We start from the raw sequence: 22,953 nt of genomic DNA on the forward strand, positions 1-22,953 counted from the left end.
TATAATTTTAATATTATTTTAAGTTTTATGTAAGTAAATTTATAATCGTAAATTTACAATTTACATCAGTTTAATAAAATTTAAAAATAATACTTGGAGAATTAATATGAAAACTTACAACTTAAATAATATATTTTTTTTAATAATTGGAATTATATTTTTATTTACTAACAATATTTTTGCTGCTAGCTACTCTCTACTTAATGTTTCTTATGACCCAACAAGAGAATTATATAAAGAGTATAATAAAATATTTGAAGAATATTACTATAAAAAAACAGGAGACAAAGTAACAATATCTCAATCTCACGGAGGTTCTGGAACTCAAGCAAGAAATGTTATTGATGGTGCTCCTGCTGATGTAGTAACCTTAGCTTTAGCTTATGATATTGATATAATTAGCAAAAAGAGTGGGAAAATAGATTCAAATTGGCAAAAAAGGTTGCAAAATAACAGCACTCCTTATTTTTCTACAATTGTTTTTTTAGTTAGAAAAAACAATCCTAAAGGGATTAAAGATTGGAATGATTTGATTAGAGATGATATTAAGGTAATCACCCCTAATCCAAAAACTTCTGGCGGGGCTAGGTGGAATCATTTAGCAGCATATGGGTATGCACTTAAAAAATATAATAACGATAAAGAGAAAGCAAAAGAATATTTGACTAATCTTTACAAAAATGTTCCTGTTTTAGATACAGGTGCTAGAGGAGCTACAAATACTTTTGTAAAACGTGGAATTGGCGATGTATTGATAGCTTGGGAAAATGAAGCTTACTTGGCACTAGAGAAAATTGGAAATAGCAAGTTTGATGTAATAACCCCTTCAATTAGCATTTTAGCAGAACCTCCTGTGGCAATAGTGGATAGCGTTGTAGAAAACAAAGGAACTAGAAATGTAGCTGAAGAATATTTAAGTTATCTATATTCAAAACCAGCACAAGAAATTATAGCTAAAAATTATTATAGACCAATAGATAAAGAAATCTTACAACAATATCAAAATATATTTAAGAAAATAGAACTATTTGATATTAGTGCTTTTGGTGGGTGGCAAAAGGCTCAAGATGAGCATTTTAGTGATGGTGGGATATTTGATAAAATTTTTGAAACAATTAAACAAACCAAATGATAAACAAAAAACCTTTTGTAAAACCAAGCGTATTGCCCGGCTTTAAATTAAGCTTTGGGCTTGGTATTTTATATATGAGCTTATTGGTATTTATCCCAATTATAGTGCTTGTTTTATATAGCATTCAAATTGGAGCTAAGGAATTTTATAATACCATTGCAGATAGGCAGGTATTAAATGCTCTATACTTTTCTTTAAGTGTGTCATTTTGTGCTGCTTTTATTAATCTTATTTTTGGATTTATCATTGCTTGGACATTAGTAAATTATGATTTTTTTGGAAAAAAACTTATAGATGCTATGATAGACTTGCCTTTTGCATTACCCACTGCAGTAGCTGGAATCTCGCTTGCATATTTAATCTCAAATCAAGGTATAATTGGTAAATTTTTAGGAATTTTTGGATTTGATAGCACAAACGCAAGTTTTTTTGGAGTAACAATAGCAATTATATTTATAGGTTTGCCATTTGTAGTAAGAACATTAGAACCACTATTAAAAGACTTAGACATTCAAAGTATTGAAGCGGCATCTAGTCTTGGGGCAAATTTCATACAAACATTTATATATATTATTTTACCATCTTTACTTCCTGCTTGTTTAACGGGGTTTGCATTAGCTTTTGCTAGAGGACTTGGAGAATATGGCTCTGTAATTTTTATTTCAAATAACATACCCTTTGAGAGCCAAATTTTACCTGTAGTTATCGTTGGAAAAATAGAATCTCATAATTATATAGGCGCTAGTGTAATTGGAGTATTTATGATTGTAATATCTTTTATATTACTTTTTTTGATTAATATATTACAAAATTGGAATAGAAAATGAATAGTGAACCAAAATTTTTAAAATTTATAGGTATTAGTATAAGTTTAACTTTTTTAGGAATGATTTTAATATTACCTTTAATAACGCTTTTTATTGAAGCTTTTAGCGGAGGTATAAGTAGCTATATAGAAGCCATAAATGCAGAAAACACAATAAAAGCTATAAAATTAACATTAATTGTTGCAATTATTGTTTTACCAATTAATACTTTTTTTGGTATTTTGATTGCATATTTAATTGCTAAGTTTGATTTTAAAGGAAAAAATATTCTTAACACAATACTTGAGATTCCATTTGCAATTTCACCCGTAATAGTTGGATTAATGTTTGTTTTGCTTTTTAGCAATAGCGGAATATTTGGCAAGATTTTAGAAGATGCTGGTTTTAAGATAATATTTGCATTACCCGGAATCATTCTTGCAAGTGCTTTTATTACATTTCCTTTTGTAGCAAAAGAGTTAATTCCACTTATGCAAGAACAAGGAAAAGAGGAAGAAGAAGCAGCATTAAGCCTTGGAGCGAATGCTTGGCAAACATTTTTCTTAATAACCTTACCAAACATTAAGTGGGGTGTGTTTTATGGTATGGTTTTAACAAACGCAAGAGTTATGGGAGAATTTGGTGCAGTTGCAGTAGTTAGTGGTAAAATTGTAGGAGTTACTACAACTATGCCTTTATATATAGAAATTTTATATAACGAATATGAATATATAACCGCATTTGCTATTGCTAGCTTGCTTACATTTTTAGGAATCTTAACATTAATATTAAAATATTTTATTAATAAAAAAAATAATAATAAAGGTTAAAGAAATGGGAATTGTAATAGAAAATATTTGTAAAAAGTTTGATGACTTTACTTGCTTAGATTCTATTAATCTAAATATCAAAGAAGGAAATCTTACTGCACTTCTAGGTCCTAGTGGTTCTGGAAAAACAACACTGCTTAGAATTATAGCTGGATTAGAACAAAGTGATTGTGGAAATATTATATTTTTTAATAAAAATATCACAAATCAACATACAAAAGATAGAGGATTTGGGTTTGTATTCCAACATTACGCATTATTTAAACATATGAATGTTTTTGATAATATAGCTTTTGGACTAAAAATTGCACCAAAAAAAACTCGCCTAAGTAAAGAAAAAATTAAAGAAAAAGTAAAGTTTTTATTATCAATGGTGCAACTTGAAGGAATGGCAAATAAATATCCCAGTGAATTAAGTGGAGGACAAAAGCAAAGAGTAGCTTTAGCTAGAGCTTTGGCGATTGAACCAAAGGTGTTATTACTTGATGAACCTTTTGGAGCATTAGATGTAAAAATAAGGCAAGAATTAAGAAGATGGCTTAGAAAATTACACGATGAAATCCATATTACAAGCATATTTGTAACGCACGACCAAGAAGAAGCTTTAGAAGTAAGTGATGAAATTGTAGTGATGAATAAAGGCAAAATTGAACAAGTAGGAACACCAGAAGAAGTATATGAACACCCTGTAAATCCATTTGTATATAGTTTTTTAGGAAATGTTAATTTATTTTCTGGGAGAATGGATTCTAATGGTATAGTGCTAGATAATAAAGCAAATAATATTATTTTTGCACGCCCACACGAAATAAAAGTTTGCCTGAAAGAAGAAAATAATACTACTAAAGTTAAAATAATAAGCCATAGAATCTTAGGAGCTATAGTGAGATTAAATTTAGAAATTTTAGAGACTGGTGATATTATTGAAGCTGAAATCTCAAAATCACATTTTGATTTAATAAAGCAAAAAGCATCATATTTTGTATATATAAAATTCTTATCTTTAAAAACATATGATGATAAAGAGCAACAATGGAGTAATTATGTTATTTAATAAAAGCATTCAAAGGCTACAAGAAACATTAATAAGGTTTGATGGAAAGATCTCTTTAGCTTTCTCACACCAAATAGAAGATGTAATTACTATTGACTTATTAATAAAAACAGGAATTAAAAATATAGAATTTTTTACACTAAATACACATAAACTATTTAAAGAGAGTTTAGAATACCAAAGCATTATTGAGGATTTTTTTAATATCAATATTAAATCTTATAGTCCAACAAAAAAATCTCTACAAATAATTGATGAAACTATTGGTGAATTTGGAATGAGAGAAAGCTTAGAAAAAAGAAAACAATGTTGCTATGAAAGAAAAATAGTTCCTCTTAAAGATGCTCTTAAAAACTCAAAAGCTTGGATAAGTGGCATTAGAATAGCACAATCTGTTACTAGGGTTGATACAAAACTACTAGAATTTGATAAACAATTTGGCATTTATAAAATTAATCCATTGTTTGATTGGAGTGATGAACAGGTGTGGGAATATACAAAAAATTACAGCTTACCTATAAATAAACTATATGAAAAAGGCTTTAAAAGTATAGGTTGCACTCCTTGCACAAGAGCAGTAAAAGAAGGTGAGGATATTCGTGCAGGTCGTTGGTGGTGGGAAAATCCTAATCACAAAGAATGTGGCTTACACTCTCATTAAATTTAATTAAAGGAAACGATAATGCAGCATTTTGATAGAATGAATATTGTAATTACAGGACATGTAGATCACGGAAAATCTACTTTAGTAGGAAGACTTTTAGCAGATACTAACTCTTTACCACAAGGAAAACTAGATAACATTAAACTATCTTGTGAAAAGAATGCTCGTCTGTTTGAATACTCTATGCTTTTAGATGCACTAGAAGATGAACAAAAACAAGGAATTACCATAGATTCAGCTAGAATCTTTTTTAAAAGCAATATAAGAGAATATGTAATTATTGATGCCCCCGGTCATATAGAATTCTTACGAAATATGCTAAGTGGTGCAAGTAGAGCTGCAGCTGCAATTTTAGTAATTGATGCAAAAGATGGAATTGCAGAAAACTCGAAACGTCACGGGATAATATTATCATTACTTGGTATTTCTCAAATAATTGTAGTAATAAACAAATTAGATATTTTTGACTACAACAAAGAAATCTTTAAAGATTTGAAAAATAAATATTTAGACTTTCTATCTACGCTTGATTTATCTCCTTTATCTGTTGTGCCAGTATCTGCTAGAAATGGTGAAAACATAGTTACAAAAAGCTCTAAAATACCTTGGTATGAAGGTAGAAGCTTGCTAGAAGAATTAGATTCTTTACATAATGAAAAAGAACTCTCTAGCAAAAACTTTATGATGCCTTTACAAGATATTTATCGCTTTAGCAATAATAATGATGATAGAAGAATCTATGCAGGAAGCGTTGCAAGTGGCAAAGCAAAACTTGGAGATAAGGTTTTATTTCTACCATCTTTTAAGAGTGCCACAATTAGCAATTTTGAAGTATGGAATTCTCCTAATAAAAATATCATTCAAGCAAATGAAGCAGTAGGAATATCTTTAAACGAAGATATCTATGTGCAAAATGGAGAAGTTATTGTTTTAGAAAATGAATATTATAAAAATAAAATCTTAAAACCTGCATCTTTAATACTAGTCAATCTAATATGGCTAGGAAATAATCCACTTATAAAAGGGAAAGAGTATCTATTTAAGCTAGGAAGTGCAAAGGTAAAAACATCACTAGAATCAATAAAAAGAGCATTTAGTATAAAGGAAGAAGAAATTAAAGAAAAAGAAGAGGCTTTCTATAAAAATGAAGTTGGAAGCGTTATTCTAAGATTAAAAAATAAAGTAGCATTATGCACTTTTAAAGACAATCAAACATTAGGAAGATTTGTAATAGTTGATGGTTATGATGCAGTAGCAGGCGGGATTATATTAAATATTATAGAAGAAGATGAACAAAATACTTTTAAAGAAAATGTAAATAAAGACTTTGAATATGAATTATTTAGTCTATTAAGAAAATATTTTCCTCATCAATTTTAAAAAAGGAACAAATATGGATAAGATACAACAATTAGAATATCACAGTATATTTATTTTAAGAGAAGCTTATAGATCATTTAAAAATATTGCTATGCTTTGGAGTATTGGTAAAGATTCAACAGTATTATTATGGTTAGCAAAAAAAGCTTTTTTTGGTCATGTTCCTTTTGAGTTGATACATATTGATACAGGATATAAAATACCAGAAATGATCGATTATAGAGATAGAATTGCAAAAGAGTTACAATTACGCCTAATAGTAGGGCAAAATAAAAAGGCTCTAAATTTAAAAGAAACATTTCCAGATGGAGTAACTGATAGAATTGTTTGCTGTAAAAATCTAAAAACTATACCCCTAAACCACACTCTTGATGGCAGTTGGGAAAGAAAAGTATATGAGCCCATAAGTAATACTTGGAGTGTAATAGCAAATGCAGAGCCTTATAATGCTGTAATTGTAGGTGTTAGGAGTGATGAAGAAGGGAGTCGTAGCAAAGAGAGGGTGTTTTCAGTAAGAGACAATAAACACGAATGGGACGCATCTAGTCAGCCACCAGAATTATGGAATCTATACAAAACAGAGTTTGCCCCGGGAACTCACGTGCGTGTGCATCCACTATTAGAATGGACTGAATTAAATATATGGGAATATATAGAACGTGAAAATATACCTGTTATCCCCATATATTTTGACCAAGGCAATGGAGAACGTTATAGATCTCTTGGGTGTTATCCTTGCACATCTCCTGTTAAATCAACTAGCAAAAATCCAAAAGAAATAATAGCTGAACTAACTAGTGGTAAATTTAAAGATATAGCAGAAAGAAGTGGCAGAGCACAGGATAAAGAAGGCGGAGGGACACTAGAGACTCTTAGAAAAGAAGGATATATGTAATTTATAGTAATATTAAACAAATCAAGCTTCTTTAAGAAAAGGTAAAATTAGCTATAATACAGCCAAATTTTATAAGGGTAAATTTTGCTATTTAAGTTTTTAGTTTTAAAATACTTACGATTTGATAAGACGCAGCCATTTATTTCAATTACTGCTATTTTAGCCTTTCTTGGTGTTGGAGTTGGGATTATGGTGCTTATTGTTGCTATGGCAATAATGGAGGGAATGATAAAGCACTTTGAAGATAGGCTTTTTGTTATGAATTATCCTATAACTATATTTGCAACCAAAAAAGATTCTATAAATTTAGAGTTATTAGAAAAATTAGAATCTAAATTTCCAAATCTAAAATTTAGCCCATATATTCGCTCTCAAGGTGCTGCAAAAATAGGTTCTAACCTAAATGCTGGATTAATTTATGGCATAGATTGGGATAAAGAAATGGAAATTAATAAAGTCTTAAGTGAAAGCAATAAAGGTAAAACCTTTAATCAAAACAGCATTATCTTAGGAGAAAGAGCATTAAAAGGGTCATCTTTAAAATTAGATTCTAAACTTACACTGATTTTTACACAGCTTCAAGCAAATGGTATGACTCTAAGCCCTCAAATGAAAAAATTTCAAATCAATGGCACATTTAATTCTGGCTTAAACTCATATGATGAAGGATATATGTATATAGACATTAAAACATTGCAAAAAATTAGAGGATTTAATGAAAATATCTATGATGGAATCCATATATATTCTACTAACCCTATGAGTGATATTGAGGCTATTAAAGGCTTTGTTCCTAATGGGGTTGGGGTAGTTGGGTGGTGGCAACAAAATGGTAATTTTTTTAGTGCTATTGCAATGGAAAAAAGAGCTTTGTTTATAGTTCTAATGCTTATTATAATAATGGCTTCTTTAAATATAATCAGTTCTCTTATGATGGTTATTATGACTAGAAGGAGAGAAATAGCACTACTTTTATCTCTTGGGGCTAGTAAAAAAGATATTAAAAAAACTTTCTTTTGGCTTGGTAACACAATAGGATTTAGTGGAATAATATTTGGTGTGATATTGGCAATAATAGTGCTTTTTATATTAAATACATTTCCTATCATATCACTTCCTGCAGATGTATATGGCAGCTCTAAACTACCACTTTATATATCAGTAATTGATATATTATCTGTTATATTTGGAGCAATAATAATAGTAATATTATCATCTTATTATCCCTCACTAAAAGCTTCAAAAATAGACCCTTTAACGACACTAAGAAGCGAATAAAGGAAATATAAAAACTATGGGAAATAAATCTTGCTAAGGTATAAAATTGCCCTAATAATTGCGTTATTAACAGTAGTAAATTCTAAAGAATGCACTGAAAATAATAATATTATATATTGCCCTCAAATAACAAATGTAGATAATGTAAATTATCAAGTAAAAAATGACAAAATGATATTAAACTCTACTAATGGCATTACAGGAGGAAATTTAAATATAACATTCAGACAAAATGTTAGAGAATTGATACTTGGCAGTGGGACTTTTAGTATAAGCGGAGGTAAAGTAGATATAAACTATACAAACGCAACTAACGGGTATTTTAATATAAATACAAGTGCTATTAATATAAGCAATGGTGGTAGCTTATATAGTAAATATATAATGATTTCAGGTCAAAGTGGTGGGGATGCTAATATAACAATTAGTGGAAGTGGCACTAAAGATAATCCTAACTTTAAGGCAGAATATATAAAAAATGCTGGAATAATACTTCTAAATAATGGAACTAGCAATATTACTTCTTTAGATAATCAAAAAGAAATAATAATTAATAAAGGAATAAACACTATAAATACTCTTACAAATGAAAATGGAGCTAATACAAGTATAAATAATGGAACTAACACACTAGAAAATATAATAAATGGCGGAAGTATAATTATTGCTGGTGGAGATAATACTTTTACAAACATAACAAATAATACAAATATTAATATAAATAATGGAACTAACACACTAGAAAATATAATAAATGGCGGAAGTATAATTATTGCTGGTGGAGATAATACTTTTAGCAATCTGGTAAATAATAATTCTACTACCATTATTAGCGGAACAAATATCATAAATAAAAGTTTTAATAATCAAAAAACTTTAAACCTAACCTCAACCCTAAAAATAAGCAAAGATGCTACATTTTATAATTATGGCTCTATTAATGGAGATGGAACAATACAAGATGGTAGTTTTCAACATTACGGTAATTTAAGTGGATTTAATGGAAGTATAAATACAGATAATTTTATAAATTTTACAGCATTAAATATTAATAACAATTCTCCTAAATTTAGTGTTAAAAATTTTAATAACGAAGGAAGTCTAATAATAGAACAAAATTTAGATGTTAATAGTTTTAGAAATAGTGGTATATATTCACATACATATTTAAAAAATAGCACACTAAATATAAAAGGACAGACACAAATAAAATGTGAAGAAAAACAAGATTCAATATGTCCTTGTAATGGAGATTCTACTAAGCAATGCAGTCTAATAGCTAGTGCGCATAATGGTGGCTTTTTTTATCTACAAGGTGGAAGTATAGATTCTAAAATCACATTTAACAATAGTGGAATCCTAGATTTAGAAAGTGGAACTCTAAAAATAACAAGGAACAATAGTAATGGAGAGAAAAATACTTTAGAAAATACAGGAGTTATAAGGCTTCATGGAGCAAGTATAGATTCAGATATTTTAAATAGCAGCAATGCAACTTTTAGTTTAGATTCTGGTTCAATAAAAGGCAATATAAATAATGATGGTAATTTTAATATAAAAGGTGGAAATATAACAGGGAATATCAACAATAATGGCGGGATTATCAATATAAGTGATGGAAGTATTAATGGAGATTTAACAAATCAAATCTTAGCTAAAGATATTACAGATAAAGATGGTAATCCCATAGGGGATAAACAATACAAAGAGGGATGCATATATATAAATGGCAATACTACAATAACAAATCTAATTAATGGAAATAGCACTCAAACTAATAAATATAAAAGTAAAATCACACTAGCACAAGGAAACCTAACAATAAGTAAATCGTTATTAAATAAAGAGCAAGGTGTTTTAGAATCTTTTTCAAATATCAATACAGAAACACTAACAAATAATGGTGTAATAAATATTTATAGTGGCGGTATCAAAAGCCAAATATTAGATAATAATAAAGGAATAATTACATCTTATAAAGGCTCATCAGTTAGTGCTGATACTCTATCTTGGGGAAATGGAACGATAAAATATATCAATGGCTATAATGGCGAACTAAATTTTACAACTATAAATGCTTTATTAGATTCTAAATTAAATCTAGATTTTAGCAATGAGGCTTTAGTCTTTGGTAAAGAATATAGGATTATTAAAACAAATAGCAGTAATATTAATAATATAACAATAGAAAGCAATATAAAAGATAATTTAAATAATAAAGATTATATTAATTTTAAACAAAGCATTCAAAATGGATACTTTATAATTACTGCGATTCCACAAAATGATATTAAAAATCAAAATCTAGATTCCATACTATCCCCTAAAGCACTAAATGAGCTTGGGGAAACAACTAATATGCTAAATTCTCTTAAAAGCATCAATAGTAACGAAATACTCGCAAAAATTCTCTCAAACCCATCACAAGTAGCATATAACTTAGAATCCTCTAACTATAATGTAGCAAGAAATAATGCAAAAAATAATAAAATACAATTAGCAAATACCCTCTCAAACTTAAATAGATTAAATAAAAAAACAACACCTATTTTATTGAGTCAAAAAACTAAGATAATAGCACCAACTTATAGCTTTAATAAACAAAAAAATGATCTAATAAAGCTTACAAAAACTAAAGATTCCATTGATGAAGAATTTGAAGAATATCTAAAAGAAAATTTTAAAGATGAAATTGAAGAAGAAACTAAAGATGAAGAAAAAGAGGCAGTAGAGTTAAAATACAATCAAATACTAGATTATGATAATAACTTATATGCCTCAATCTTTGGGATTTTTGGGAAATTTGATAAAAAAAATGCAAATACTTATGGAATAATTACAGGATATGATAAAAAAATTAATAATAATATAATAATTGGTGGTAATATCTCATATGGAGTGATTAATACCTCATCTCATAATCTAGGGATTGGCGGATATGGTAGAGTATATATACTAAATTCTGAAATTGACTTTAATCTTAATTTTAATTTTGGATTTAGTGGGTTTAAAAATAATTTTTTAGACAAAATTCAAGATTCAAATATTTTTAGCTTTGGATTGAATGGAAATATAAATTATGGATATTTATTTAATATCTATAAAGAAAACTATATAAAGCCATTTGGCGGAATAAACTTATACTATGCAATTACTCCATCATATAAAGAAAATGGAGAATATGCAAGAAATATAAATACCACAAATAGCACAGAAATTAGCCTTGAGCTAGGCTTAGAATATAGAGTGATAATTAAAAAACTATATTATTTTTACATACAAGCAAAAATAGAACAATTTATCCTAAATAGCTCAAATGGACTTACTATGAACTTCATAGGAGATAGCACAAAATTTGAAATAGCAAAATATAGTGGATATAAAGATTATGCTTGGGTAATAGCTGGAGGGGACTTTAGTGTGATTGAAGACATATTAAATATTACTGCAAATATTGGTTTTAAGGCAGCAATACTTAGGTCTAAGATTAATTCTAGGGCAATATCTGAAAACTATGCTATTATAAATGCTGGCATAAAATATTTATTTTAATATTCTAGCCTATAATATCTTTGGCACTATTTTTGCTTACTTTAATTAATAAATCATACTTGGAGAATATCATTGAAACACCTTATATGCTTTATTTTATCTTGCTCATTCTTACTTGCAACTTCATCTGCTACAAACGCTGCTACTGCACTAGCCCAAAAAGGAAATTATGCTGAAGCTTTTAATTTATTTAAAAAAGCCTGTGATGAAATTGGAGATGCAGATGGCTGCTTGGGCAGTGGCTTAATGTATATGTATGCTGTTGGGACAAATGGAGACCACCAAAAAGCCTTAATTTATTATAAAAAAGCTTGTAGTGGTGGAAATGCCCTTGCTTGTTCAAATCTAGCTTCAATATATGATAATGGAACAGATACTATTCCACAAGATAAACTAATGGCTAGTGAATTATATATGGTTGGTTGTAATGGTGGAGATGTGTTTGCATGTAATAACTTAGGATATATGTATGCAAATGGAATAGGAGTGCAAAAAGATTATTTTAAAAGCCTACAATATTACAAATTTGCTTGTGATGCTGGAAGCTCTCTTGGCTGCTATAATTTAGGCTTATTAAGTAATACTTACAATATATTTGGATTAAATAAGGATAAATTAGGATTACTAGATTTAAACTTTATAGCCTGTAATCAGGGGGATTTAATAGGTTGTGCAAACCTAGGCTATATGTATGCATCAGGAAAACATGGAACACCTAAAAATAACTTCAATGCTGTAAAATATCTAAATATAGCTTGCGAAGGCGGTGTATTAAGTAGTTGTAATAATTTAGCTGTAATGTATGAAAATGGCAACGGAGTGAGACAAAATTATGATAAAGCTAAAGAATTATATGGCATTGCTTGTGATAGAGGGTTAATTGGAGCTTGTGAAAATTATAGATATCTAAATGAAAAAATTTTAAATACTAAAAATTTTAATACTAGCCCATAATTTTTATTTAAAACTTACATATAAAAGTGTAGAATTTCACAAAAGTTTTAAGGTCTAAAAGGGTATTGCTGTGTCATTTCTTAGTAGGTTATATCAAAAAGTAATTATATCAATTGATATTGATATACAAACTTGCAAAGTTAGAACAACATATCAAAATACAAATCAAGCTAGTGAGGAAAAAACCTACAAAACAATCAATAATGATTTACCAATAGAAGCAGCAAAATATATAAGATATATTCAAAACAAATATCCATTTACTTATATTGCAACAATAGCTAGAGTTAAAAGACAAGGTATAGTAAATGGTAACAAATTAAGCTCATTTGAAAAATTTTCATTAACTCCACATCTACTTATAATTATGCTTATAAGCAAAAAATGGTTTGTATATATAGATAAGGAAGATATGGCTAAATATAAAAGTAAATTCAGTAAAGTTAAAGGGGTTGATTTTATATTCTCTCCATTTTGTTTTATTTACGAAAAAGTAAAAAATCGCCTAGATACTGCAAAAAAACTATATATTTTACAAAATAATAGCTCTTGTACACTTCTAATAGCAGATATTAATGGTGTATATTTTGGCAATTACATAATGTTTGAAAAAGAAAGCCTAAATATTCAAGATAACATAGAAGAAAAAAGTGATGGTATAGTTGAGTTTGAAGAAATTAATGATATTGATGAGAATATTATCATAAAAGAGTTTGATAATAAGCAAGATACTAATACATCAAGTCTAAATGACTTAAATATAGCAAATACTATGATAGATATTATAAAAGATACTCTAAATAGCTTTTATAAAGATGATAAATATGCAAGTGATTTTATAGAAGAACTATTGATACTTGATGCTTGTGGAATAAGTGATAACTCAATTACATATTTAACAAATAATATTATGCTTGATACACAATTTCTAAGAATCAATATTTGTGATGAGATTGAAAAATTAGTAAAAATGGAGCTAAGGTTATGAAATATAGCTTCACATCACCTCTACCAAAATCCATAATATCACATTTAACAAAAATATGGATATTTTATATATTACTTAGTGTGGTTATTATTTATATGTATGGAATCTATCTTCATATACAAATTGATGCATTAACCACTACACAACAACATTCAGAGGCTGATATAAATGCACAAGACAGCTATATAGATATGTTAAATAGCAATATAGAAAGATTAAGATATGAAATAAATTTAGATTCTACAAATAACAAATACAATAATGAACTTAAAAATGCATTATTAAAATTATTTACTCTAATACCTGATCAAATTACAATAACATATATTTCACTAGAAGAAAAGAAGTTAGTAATAAAAGGAATTACCCCTACAAGAGAGACATATTCATTCTTACTGCAAGCACCATTAAAATCAGTATTTACAACAAGCAGAGTCGATTTCTTCCCATTACAAAATGGCTGGTATAACTTTACCTCTATTAGCACATTAGAGAAAAACTAATTATGAGATTTATAGAGATTATTAATGAAATTGATTGGGGTAAGAATGTAATATTCCTAATACTTTATATTAATATTATTATTATTTGTGTATTTTTCTACTTAATTCCTATGTTAGATACTTATAGAACAACAGTAGCAGAATATAAAAAAATGTATAACTTAGATATGCAGGTAAAAAATACTCTAGGACAGCTAAATAAAAATAACAATAATACATTAAAAGAAAATGCAGTAATATTTAAAAATCTAAGAAGTAATATTAAGATAGAAAATATACAAAATTATGTAAATAAATATCTATCAAATGCTAAACTAGAAGATTTAGAAACAAAAGAGTTAGAAAATAACATAAAAATCAATACTATAAAAATATATGGAAATGCAAACAGTATTAATAATATCATAGAATTAATAAATAATCTAACTTCACTGGATGCTAGCATAAGGGTATTTTTCCCGTTAGTTATCCATAAAAAACAAAATATATTGTATTTAGAAATTTCAATAGCCATCTACACTAGCACATATATGCTTAACGAATCACCTGAATTATATCAATAATAAAAACCTCTTTTCTTCTACTTTTAAGATTTATTTAAATCTATAAAGGAAATTTATTAAAATTATAAATTAAAATTATAAATTAAAGGACAATATAATGAAAAGAAATGCTTTTAGTATGATAGAGTTAGTATTTGTTATAGTAATACTAGGAGTTTTAGCAGCAGTAGCAGTTCCAAGATTTGTTGCTACAAGGACAGATGCACAAGTTGCAACAGCAAGAAGTGATTTAGCTTCAGTTCAAAAAGCAGTTGTTGCTAAAGTTTTTGCAGATAATATTGACCCTACAGCAAGCAAAGTTCCAGCTCCAAATGACCCTACAAAAAGTAATATGATTACTTGGGGTGAATGGTTAATTGAAGTTGGTGGATTAGATAGAAGTAGATGGCAAGTTAACAACAATAATCCTATAATAGGAATAGCAACTACAAATGGAATTGGACCTATGGGTAATGGAACTCTAAACGATGGCACAGCTGGAAGAGTTTATTGTGGTATGATACTAGGTATTGATACAAATAATGGAACACTAGAATTCCAACCACAAAATATTAATAGAGTAAGTGGCAGTGGTTCAGGGACATTCTGTCTACTTTTAAGTGCTTCTTATGCTAATTCTACAGACTATGGAAACAAAAGCATTCCTCTAGCTTCAACAGGAACTATCGAGTTTTAGTTATTATAGATTCTAGCTAGCTAGAATCTATAAAAATCCTAACTATTTTTCTCTTCTTATATTTACACCTAGGTTTAATAGTTTTTGCTCTATATTCTCATAACCTCTATCAAGATGGTATATTCTATGTATTACACTCTCACCATCTGCAACAAGCCCAGCTAAGATTAAAGCACTACTAGCACGCAAATCTGTTGCCATTACATCTGCTGCTTTTAACTTTGTAATACCATTTATTTTAGCAATACTTCCAAGCAAAGAAATACTTGCTCCAAGTCTTTGAAGCTCATTTATATGCATAAATCTATTCTCAAATAATTTCTCCTCAATAATACTAACTCCATTGCATTGTGTAGCTAAAGCCATAAATTGTGCTTGCATATCTGTTGGAAATCCTGGATATTCGCTTGTGCTTAACTCAAAAGATTTTAACTCTTTTGATGGCAATATCTCTATAGAATCTTTATTAATATTAAAATTAAATCCAATTTCACTAAGTTTATTAATAATAGATTCTAGATGTTTTGGAATAACACCTTTAACAATAATATTAGAATTTGTTATAGCACCTGCACATAAATATGTCCCTGCTTCAATCCTATCTGGAATAATACTAACATTAGATATATCTAATAACTCCCTATCTGTGCCAATAATAGTAATCTCATCACTACCATATCCAACTATCTCAACACCATTTTGCCTTAAAACCTCACATAGCTGGACTATTTCTGGCTCTTTGGCTGGATTTGTAATTATTGTTTTACCCTTTGCTAAAGCTGCTGCCATAATTACATTTTCTGTGCCTGTAACCGTTATTTTATCAAATACTATATGAGCACCTCTTAGTCCATTTGTAGCAGTAGCATTAATATAACCATTTTTAATATCAATCTTAGCACCCATTTTTTGCATAGCCTTTATATGCAAATCAACAGGTCTAGCACCTATGGCACAACCTCCCGGAAGACTCACTTGACATTTACCAAACCTTGCAAGAAGAGGTCCTAAAAGAAGTATAGAAGCACGCATTTTACGCACCATATCGTAAATAACTTTTACATTTGTGATATTATTTGTATTTATTACAACCTCATTTCCATTAATCTCACTACTATAAGCTCCAAGCATTACTAAAATCTTTATCAAAGTCCTAATATCTGTAATATTAGGAATATTGATGAATTTAATATCTTTTTTTGCAAGTATACTTGCTGCAATCAACGGCAAAGCAGAGTTTTTAGCTCCGCTTATTTTAACACTTCCTTTTAGTTTATTATTTCCTTTAATTACTAAATAATCCATTTATTTCTTCTTTTTTGTATTTTCTCTATATTTTAAACTCTCACCAATAGCTATTTTTATTTCATTTTTAATACTATTATTTTTACTCATTAAGTCATCTCTAAATTTTGCTACTTGCTCAACACTCATATAATCTAACATAGTTATATTTTGTATTAAAGAAAGCCAAGTATTTATCATAGGGCTTGTTTTATAGATATTATAAAAATGTGAATAAAACTCTCTCATAACAGAATCTAAAATCTCCTTGTTATTATTACTATTTTTAACCTGCTCTAATAAAAAATCTAATGTAGTTTTTGAAGGAGAGGGCTTAGACTCATTATTAGAAAATACAAAAATATATAACAATATTAAGATTATGATAAATGCTAGTATATTAATAGCATAAAATATTAAAAAATATAGTGGTTGATACATTATTATAAACTATTAAATAAATCTACATTTGCCTTTACAAATCCCTCAATGCTACCACAATCATATCTAACACCTTTAAATTTATATGCTAAAACACGTTTTTCTTGCGCTTGTTTATTTAATGCATCAGTAATTTGAATCTCACCTTTTTTATCTGGTAATGTATCTCTTAGAATCTCAAAAATATCTGGCGTTAGGATATATCTACCTATCACTGCTAGATTGCTTGGAGCATCTTTGGGTTCTGGCTTTTCTATCATATTTGATATTTCAAAAATATCACTTTCAATTTCTTTACCACAAATTACGCCATATTTATTGAGATTTTCTACCTCTACTTCCTGTATTGCGACAATAGAACATTTATATTTAGCATATAGTTTAACCATTTGTGCTAAAACACTCAAACCTGTATTAATACATAAATCATCTGCCAAAATTACACCAAAAGATTCCTTACCAATAAGCCTCTCTCCTGTAAGTATTGCATGACCTAAACCTTTCATTTCATTTTGCCTAATATATGTAAAAGAGCTATTATCAATAATTTCTCTAATATCCTTTAATAAATGCTCTTTTTTAGCACTTTTCAGCTGATGTTCTAACTCATAACTTATATCAAAATGATCTTCTATCGCCCTTTTTCCCCTACCTGTAACTATTGCCATAGTATTGCAACCTGCTTGTATTGCCTCTTCAACGCCATATTGAATCAATGGTTTAGTATTTACCGGCAACATTTCTTTTGGAATCGCTTTTGTTGCTGGAAGAAATCTAGTTCCATATCCCGCTGCTGGAAATAAACATTTACTAATCATTTTAAATCCTTATTAAGCCTACTTTTATTGCTCTATAAAAATCCTGTGCAACCCTACCACTTTTTGAACCTCTTTGCGTAGCATAAGATAGTGCCTTAGTTTTAAGCTCATTGCTTAATTCATCATTAAAATACAATGACACAATCTTTAAATACTCCTCAACACTAGATTTATAAAATGGTATATTTAAAGAAAATCTATCACTAAGCGATATTCTCTCCTCAACAGCATCTTGAAAGTGAATTTCATTATTTATAATTTGTGTATTTGTATTATCACTTTGAAATTCCTGCATTAAATGCTTTCTATTTGAAGTAGCATATAATAATACATTATCTGGAATCCTCTCAATAGAACCATCTAAAATAACCTTAAGAGCTTTATATGAATTATCATCTGACTCAAAACTTAAATCATCACAAAATATAATAAATTTATATGGCTGAATCCTCATAGCATCTACAAAAATAGGGATTATTGAAACATCTTGTGTTGAAATTTGAACTATTTTTAAATTAGTTTGCAAATACTTTGTAAAAACAGCTCTAACAAGTGTGCTTTTACCACAACCTCTAGGTCCATACAAAAGAACATTTAAGCCGCCTTTATTATTAATAAAAGATTCTGTATTTTTAAGCAATAATTCTTTTTGTTCATCAATTCCTATCAATTTATCCATATCAAATGTATTAAAATCCCTTATAGGATGGAGATACTCTCCACGCCATATAAAGGCATCACATATTTTCCAATTTGTATCAATTTTCCTAATCATTAATTTATTTTAACCTCACTTCGTCTTTAGATTTTATAATATTTTTAAACTCTAACTTATTATTTAATGAAGTAACTCTTATTATTGTATCTTTTTTAAATTTATTAAATAACAATATCTCACTTAGTGGAATTTTGATTTCATTATCTACTATCCTCTCAATCTCCCTTGCTCCAAGAGAATTATCATAATCTAAGCTTAATAAATACTCATAGGCACTAGGCATAAGTAATAATTTAATATTTTTTAAATTCATATTTAAATCATTAATTTGCTTTTGTAAAATTAATTTTAAATGTGATTTTGATAAAGAATTAAAATGTATTATAGAATCTAATCTATTTCTTAATTCTGGTGAAAATAAGTCCTTTAATGCCCTATCTTTTGGGGCATTATTGTTAAATCCAAGTGCTGGAAGTTCATCTTGTCCAACATTTGAAGTCATAATAATTACTACATTTTTAAAATCTGCCTTATTGCCGCTATTATCAACTAAAGAAGCATTATCAAATACTTGAAGCAATAAATTATAAATTGAAGAATGAGCTTTTTCAATCTCATCTAAAAGCAAAACGCAATATGGGTCTTTTCTTATTGCTTCTACCAATAACCCTCCTTGGTCAAAGCCAACATACCCTGCAGGAGCTCCAATAAACTTTGATACACTATGAGGTTCGCTATATTCACTCATATCAAATCTTTTTAAAGAGATATTAAGATTTATAGATAATTCCTTTGCAAGCTCACTTTTTCCAACCCCTGTTGGTCCTGTAAATAAAAATACGCCTATTGGTTTATTTGGATTACCAAGTCCTGCTTTATTTTTTAGTAGGCTTTTGTATAGATTTTCTATTGCCTTATCTTGCCCAAATATTCTTGTTTTTAATTTTTTAACTAGATTTTTTAGCAAGATTCCATCATTATTATTTTTAATAATTGGAATCTTTGTATTTTTTGTCATTAAATATTCAATATCACTTCTATTAATATGAATTTTTTTAGTTTTATTTATGGATTTAGTATATATTTTATAATACGCTCCTGCCTCATCAAGCAAATCTATAGCCTTATCTGGCAAAAATCTATCATTTATAAACCGTTTTGATAAAATAACACAAGATTCTATTGCATCCTTGCTATAAACTACATTGTGAAATTTCTCATAAATAGGTGCTAGAGAATGTAAAATCTCTATTGAAACATCAATACTAGGTTCATCAATATTTATAGTTCCAAACCTCCTTGAAAGTGCCTTATCTTTATCAAAATGATTGCGAAACTCACTATAAGTGGTTGCCCCAATGCAACGAAAAGTGCCATTTGCAAGGGCAGGTTTTAATAAATTTGAAGCATCTAAACTACCTCCATTAGAGCTACCTGCACCGACTATGGTATGAATCTCATCAATAAAAATTATTGCATTCCTATCTTTTTTAACTAAATCTAAAATAATTTTCATTCTCTTCTCAAAATCACCTCTATATTTAGTCCCAGCAATTAATAACCCTAAGTCAAGGGCATAAATCTTGCAATTTTTAAGAGAATCTATAATATCATTATTCGCAATCTTTAGTGCTATGCCCTCTGCTATGGCTGTTTTTCCAACACCGGGCTCTCCAATTAAAAGTGGATTATTCTTTTTTCTTCTACTTAATATTTCAATCACCCTAGAGACTTCATTATCTCTCCCTATTACAGGGTCAATCAAGCCATCTTTTGCTAATTTTACAAGCTCTCTTGTATATAAATCTAGCTCACTTTTATTCTCTTTTTTGTCTTGCTTATTGTCTTTTTTATCAACTAATACTTCCAAAATATCTAGTTTTGAAATATTTTGTGATTTCAACAAAAGAGTGCTATATGAATTCTCATCACTCATAATAGCTACTAATAAATCATAAATATCAATATATTCTTTCTTTGCATTATCTGCTAAATTTATCATAATTCCAAAAACATTTTCTAAAGCTGTAGTATAAACAGGCTTTGTAGCCTCAAAGCTCGGTTCTAAAAATGTTTTTAAATAATGTGTTACTTGAGATTTTAACTCATCAATATTTGCACCAACCTCTGTTAAAAACTTAACCCCATCATTATTGTTTAATAAAGCTAAAAAAATATGCTCTATTGTTATCATATCGTGTTTTAGCATATTTGCAGTATCTAGTGCTTCTTGTATTATTAAATTAAGATTCTTATCTAACATAAATTTCACCTAAATTATTCATCTTCAACTAAGATTCTAAGGGGGAATCCAGCCTCTTTTGATCTTCTTCTTGCTTCTCTTGCTTTAGTTTGTGCTATATCATAAGGGTATATCCCACAAATTCCCTTACCTTCGGTATGAATTTTTAGCATAATATGTTCTGCTTCACTTGGCTGCTTTGCAAAAATCTCCCTCAAAATACCTACAACAAAATCCATAGCAGTATAATCATCATTTAGCATTATTACTTTTGACATTTTTGGTAACAGAATTCTTGTTTTAACTTCATAATCAATTTTATATTCTTCCATAAATTATTACTCCCTGCTAATCCAAAAAATGAAAATTATTACTTAAATTTTAGCATAACTAAATATTGTATGAAAAAAAATTGATTTATTGTATAATTTTTCAAGTATCTTTTTAAAATTATGGATAAAAACTTTGAAAATATTAATTAAGTTTTTTAATCAATTTACACCATATATCAAAGGACATTATAAGTTATTTATAATCGCAATTACTGGTTCTCTTCTAACTGCAATTTGCAATGCACTAATTGCATATATGGTAAATCCTTTGCTTGGGACGCTAAATGGAAAAGTCCCTCAAAATATTATGTTTTTTAAATTTGAAGATTTAGCTACAAATAATATCTTGGCAATTGGAATGTCTTTAATAATCGTTATTCTATATCTTGGAAAAGCAAGTGGGACTTACATACAATCATATTTTATGAATTATATTGGGCAAGATATAATTCGTCAAATAAGAGATAGAATGCTTAATCACATGCTTTCTTTAGAGCTAAGCTTTTTTAATAAAATGCATGGCGGAGAGTTAATGTCTAGGATAACAAATGATATTAGCTTAATACGCTCTGCTGTATCAAATTATATTGCAGAATTTTTTAGAGAAACTATAACTATAATAGGGCTAGTTGCCGTAGTGATTTATCAAAGTCCAAAATTGGCATTTTTTGGGCTTGTAGTAATTCCTCTTTCCATTATTCCACTAAATATGATTATTAGAAAAATTAAAAAATATTCTCGCACATTACAAGAAAAAAATGCAGATATAACAGCAAAATTAAGTGAAATCTTTAATAATATTGAAATAATCAAAGCTAGCAATGGAGAGAAGTTTGAGGCTATACATTTTGAGGAACAAAATAAGCAATTTTTCAAAGTCTCTATGAAATCTGTGCGTTATAGTGAACTTACTACGCCTATTATGGAATCTCTTGGAGCTATTGCCCTAGCTATTATAATATATATTGCAATAACACAAATTAGCAAAGGGCAATTAAGTGTAGAAGAGTTTGGCTCATTTGCAACAGCATTATTTATGATTTTCACTCCTCTAAAACGTATAGTTAATATTTGGGGAAATATGCAAAATGCAATTGTAGCAAATGATAGAATTAATGAGATACTAAATCAAAGCCCAAAAATTAATGATGGAAAATTAAATTTAAAAAAACCAATAAATATAGTTGAGTTTAAAAATACATTTTTTAATTATGAAGATATTGTGGCACTAAAAGGGATAAACATTAATTTTAAGAGAAATGAAATAACAGCAATTGTTGGTAAAAGTGGTAGCGGAAAAAGCACTCTAGTAAATTTAATTTTGCGTCTTTATGAATGCAGTAATGGAGAAGTTTTAATAAATAATATAAATATCAAAGATTACACACAAAAAAGTTTAAGAGAAAATATTGCAATAGTAACACAAAGAATTTTTATTTTTAACGATACAATAGCAAACAATGTAGCTTATGGGCAAAAAATGGATGAGAAAAGAGTAATACAAGTATTAAAAGAAGCACAAATGCTTGAATATGTAGAAAAAATGCCAAATGGAATCCATACAATATTAGATGAATTTGGGGCTAATTTAAGCGGAGGACAAAGACAGAGGATTGCAATTGCAAGAGCAATGTATAAAAATCCTGATATTTTAATACTTGATGAAGTAACAAGTGCCCTAGATTTAAAAACTGAAGATTTAATAAAAGAAGCAATAAATTTAAATCGCAAAGATAAAATCATAATTCTAATAGCACATAGACCAAGCACAATTGAACTAGCAAATAAAATTATTTATATGGAAGAAGGTGTAATAAAAAATATTAAAATTAAAGGATAGAGC

At 28.3% G+C, this 22,953-nt stretch carries 21 protein-coding genes; 15 read left to right on the forward strand and 6 right to left on the reverse strand.

The features are described 5' to 3' along the window. Positions 1–106: 106 nt before the first annotated feature. The 14 genes from CQA44_RS00440 to CQA44_RS00505 all read left to right on the forward strand — a co-directional run bounded on the left by CQA44_RS00440 (position 107) and on the right by CQA44_RS00505 (position 15,275). Positions 107–1,132, forward strand: a complete 1,026-nt coding sequence (locus CQA44_RS00440; RefSeq protein ID WP_115545321.1) for a sulfate ABC transporter substrate-binding protein — start codon at positions 107–109, stop codon at positions 1,130–1,132. Next, entirely contained in the window at positions 1,129–1,959 is an 831-nt protein-coding gene (gene cysT, locus CQA44_RS00445) for a sulfate ABC transporter permease subunit CysT (RefSeq protein ID WP_115545322.1), read from the forward strand. The genes CQA44_RS00440 and cysT overlap by 4 nt, the downstream gene beginning before the upstream one ends. Beyond that, a complete protein-coding gene (gene cysW, locus CQA44_RS00450; protein ID WP_115545323.1) occupies positions 1,956–2,768 on the forward strand; it encodes a sulfate ABC transporter permease subunit CysW in 813 nt (270 codons plus the stop codon). The genes cysT and cysW overlap by 4 nt, the downstream gene beginning before the upstream one ends. A gap of 4 nt (positions 2,769–2,772) precedes the next feature. Continuing rightward, positions 2,773–3,822 carry a sulfate/molybdate ABC transporter ATP-binding protein gene (locus CQA44_RS00455; protein WP_115545324.1) on the forward strand — a complete coding sequence of 350 codons (1,050 nt, stop codon included), beginning with the start codon at positions 2,773–2,775 and terminating at the stop codon, positions 3,820–3,822. Next, entirely contained in the window at positions 3,812–4,483 is a 672-nt protein-coding gene (locus tag CQA44_RS00460) for a phosphoadenylyl-sulfate reductase (protein ID WP_115545325.1), read from the forward strand. The genes CQA44_RS00455 and CQA44_RS00460 overlap by 11 nt, the downstream gene beginning before the upstream one ends. Positions 4,484–4,504: 21 nt before the next feature. Continuing rightward, complete coding sequence (locus CQA44_RS00465) at positions 4,505–5,866, forward strand: sulfate adenylyltransferase subunit 1 (protein WP_115545326.1); 1,362 nt, start codon at positions 4,505–4,507, stop codon at positions 5,864–5,866. A 13-nt stretch (positions 5,867–5,879) separates the two neighbouring features. Further along, positions 5,880–6,761: a sulfate adenylyltransferase subunit CysD gene (cysD, locus tag CQA44_RS00470; protein ID WP_115545327.1), complete on the forward strand. Its 882-nt coding sequence runs from the start codon at positions 5,880–5,882 to the stop codon at positions 6,759–6,761. Positions 6,762–6,842: 81 nt separating this feature from the next. Beyond that, on the forward strand, positions 6,843–8,039 hold the full coding sequence (locus tag CQA44_RS00475; protein ID WP_115545328.1) for an ABC transporter permease: 1,197 nt from the start codon (positions 6,843–6,845) through the stop codon (positions 8,037–8,039). Between the two features lie 30 nt (positions 8,040–8,069). Further along, positions 8,070–11,591: an autotransporter outer membrane beta-barrel domain-containing protein gene (locus CQA44_RS00480; RefSeq protein ID WP_115545329.1), complete on the forward strand. Its 3,522-nt coding sequence runs from the start codon at positions 8,070–8,072 to the stop codon at positions 11,589–11,591. Positions 11,592–11,663: 72 nt separating this feature from the next. Continuing rightward, positions 11,664–12,545 (forward strand): tetratricopeptide repeat protein, encoded by an 882-nt coding sequence (locus CQA44_RS00485; protein ID WP_115545330.1) that lies wholly within the window; start codon positions 11,664–11,666, stop codon positions 12,543–12,545. Between the two features lie 70 nt (positions 12,546–12,615). Continuing rightward, the gene (locus CQA44_RS00490) at positions 12,616–13,533 is read left to right on the forward strand and encodes a hypothetical protein (RefSeq protein ID WP_115545331.1); all 918 of its coding nucleotides are present in this window, start codon (positions 12,616–12,618) and stop codon (positions 13,531–13,533) included. Further along, positions 13,530–14,036, forward strand: a complete 507-nt coding sequence (locus CQA44_RS00495) for a hypothetical protein (RefSeq protein ID WP_115545332.1) — start codon at positions 13,530–13,532, stop codon at positions 14,034–14,036. The genes CQA44_RS00490 and CQA44_RS00495 overlap by 4 nt, the downstream gene beginning before the upstream one ends. A gap of 2 nt (positions 14,037–14,038) precedes the next feature. Beyond that, positions 14,039–14,599, forward strand: a complete 561-nt coding sequence (locus tag CQA44_RS00500) for a hypothetical protein (protein WP_115545333.1) — start codon at positions 14,039–14,041, stop codon at positions 14,597–14,599. A gap of 97 nt (positions 14,600–14,696) precedes the next feature. Next, on the forward strand, positions 14,697–15,275 hold the full coding sequence (locus CQA44_RS00505) for a type II secretion system protein (RefSeq protein WP_181881727.1): 579 nt from the start codon (positions 14,697–14,699) through the stop codon (positions 15,273–15,275). A gap of 42 nt (positions 15,276–15,317) precedes the next feature. Here the strand turns inward: CQA44_RS00505 and murA are convergent, their stop codons facing one another. From murA to CQA44_RS00535, 6 genes are read right to left on the reverse strand one after another with little or no spacing between them, the layout of a single operon-like run. Then, a complete protein-coding gene (murA, locus tag CQA44_RS00510) occupies positions 15,318–16,580 on the reverse strand; it encodes a UDP-N-acetylglucosamine 1-carboxyvinyltransferase (RefSeq protein WP_115545335.1) in 1,263 nt (420 codons plus the stop codon). After that, positions 16,581–17,000 (reverse strand): hypothetical protein, encoded by a 420-nt coding sequence (locus CQA44_RS00515; RefSeq protein ID WP_115545336.1) that lies wholly within the window; start codon positions 16,998–17,000, stop codon positions 16,581–16,583. It abuts the gene before it with no gap. Between the two features lie 2 nt (positions 17,001–17,002). After that, positions 17,003–17,818, reverse strand: a complete 816-nt coding sequence (gene galU / locus CQA44_RS00520; protein ID WP_115545337.1) for a UTP--glucose-1-phosphate uridylyltransferase GalU — start codon at positions 17,816–17,818, stop codon at positions 17,003–17,005. Between the two features lies 1 nt (position 17,819). Further along, entirely contained in the window at positions 17,820–18,593 is a 774-nt protein-coding gene (locus tag CQA44_RS00525; RefSeq protein WP_115545338.1) for an ATP-binding protein, read from the reverse strand. Between the two features lie 4 nt (positions 18,594–18,597). Continuing rightward, positions 18,598–20,799 (reverse strand): AAA family ATPase, encoded by a 2,202-nt coding sequence (locus CQA44_RS00530; RefSeq protein ID WP_115545339.1) that lies wholly within the window; start codon positions 20,797–20,799, stop codon positions 18,598–18,600. Positions 20,800–20,813: 14 nt separating this feature from the next. After that, positions 20,814–21,110, reverse strand: a complete 297-nt coding sequence (locus CQA44_RS00535) for an ATP-dependent Clp protease adaptor ClpS (protein WP_115545340.1) — start codon at positions 21,108–21,110, stop codon at positions 20,814–20,816. 133 nt (positions 21,111–21,243) lie between these two features. On the opposite strand from CQA44_RS00535, the gene CQA44_RS00540 reads away from it, so the two are divergent. Then, positions 21,244–22,950, forward strand: a complete 1,707-nt coding sequence (locus tag CQA44_RS00540; protein ID WP_115545341.1) for an ABC transporter ATP-binding protein — start codon at positions 21,244–21,246, stop codon at positions 22,948–22,950. The last annotated feature ends 3 nt before the right edge of the window (positions 22,951–22,953 follow it).

This window comes from Helicobacter sp. MIT 14-3879 (assembly GCF_003364125.1).

What these genes read in the sequence shown, in the direction of transcription:
- CQA44_RS00460 (WP_115545325.1), top strand. Translation starts at nt 3,812, where the DNA reads ATGTTATTTAATAAAAGCATTCAAAGGCTACAAGAAACATTAATAAGG.
- cysD (WP_115545327.1), top strand. Translation starts at nt 5,880, where the DNA reads ATGGATAAGATACAACAATTAGAATATCACAGTATATTTATTTTAAGA.
- murA (WP_115545335.1), bottom strand. Translation starts at nt 16,580, where the DNA reads ATGGATTATTTAGTAATTAAAGGAAATAATAAACTAAAAGGAAGTGTT.
- CQA44_RS00495 (WP_115545332.1), top strand. Translation starts at nt 13,530, where the DNA reads ATGAAATATAGCTTCACATCACCTCTACCAAAATCCATAATATCACAT.
- CQA44_RS00455 (WP_115545324.1), top strand. Translation starts at nt 2,773, where the DNA reads ATGGGAATTGTAATAGAAAATATTTGTAAAAAGTTTGATGACTTTACT.
- CQA44_RS00465 (WP_115545326.1), top strand. Translation starts at nt 4,505, where the DNA reads ATGCAGCATTTTGATAGAATGAATATTGTAATTACAGGACATGTAGAT.
- CQA44_RS00530 (WP_115545339.1), bottom strand. Translation starts at nt 20,799, where the DNA reads ATGTTAGATAAGAATCTTAATTTAATAATACAAGAAGCACTAGATACT.
- cysT (WP_115545322.1), top strand. Translation starts at nt 1,129, where the DNA reads ATGATAAACAAAAAACCTTTTGTAAAACCAAGCGTATTGCCCGGCTTT.
- CQA44_RS00515 (WP_115545336.1), bottom strand. Translation starts at nt 17,000, where the DNA reads ATGTATCAACCACTATATTTTTTAATATTTTATGCTATTAATATACTA.
- CQA44_RS00505 (WP_181881727.1), top strand. Translation starts at nt 14,697, where the DNA reads ATGAAAAGAAATGCTTTTAGTATGATAGAGTTAGTATTTGTTATAGTA.
- CQA44_RS00500 (WP_115545333.1), top strand. Translation starts at nt 14,039, where the DNA reads ATGAGATTTATAGAGATTATTAATGAAATTGATTGGGGTAAGAATGTA.
- CQA44_RS00440 (WP_115545321.1), top strand. Translation starts at nt 107, where the DNA reads ATGAAAACTTACAACTTAAATAATATATTTTTTTTAATAATTGGAATT.
- CQA44_RS00525 (WP_115545338.1), bottom strand. Translation starts at nt 18,593, where the DNA reads ATGATTAGGAAAATTGATACAAATTGGAAAATATGTGATGCCTTTATA.
- cysW (WP_115545323.1), top strand. Translation starts at nt 1,956, where the DNA reads ATGAATAGTGAACCAAAATTTTTAAAATTTATAGGTATTAGTATAAGT.
- galU (WP_115545337.1), bottom strand. Translation starts at nt 17,818, where the DNA reads ATGATTAGTAAATGTTTATTTCCAGCAGCGGGATATGGAACTAGATTT.
- CQA44_RS00535 (WP_115545340.1), bottom strand. Translation starts at nt 21,110, where the DNA reads ATGGAAGAATATAAAATTGATTATGAAGTTAAAACAAGAATTCTGTTA.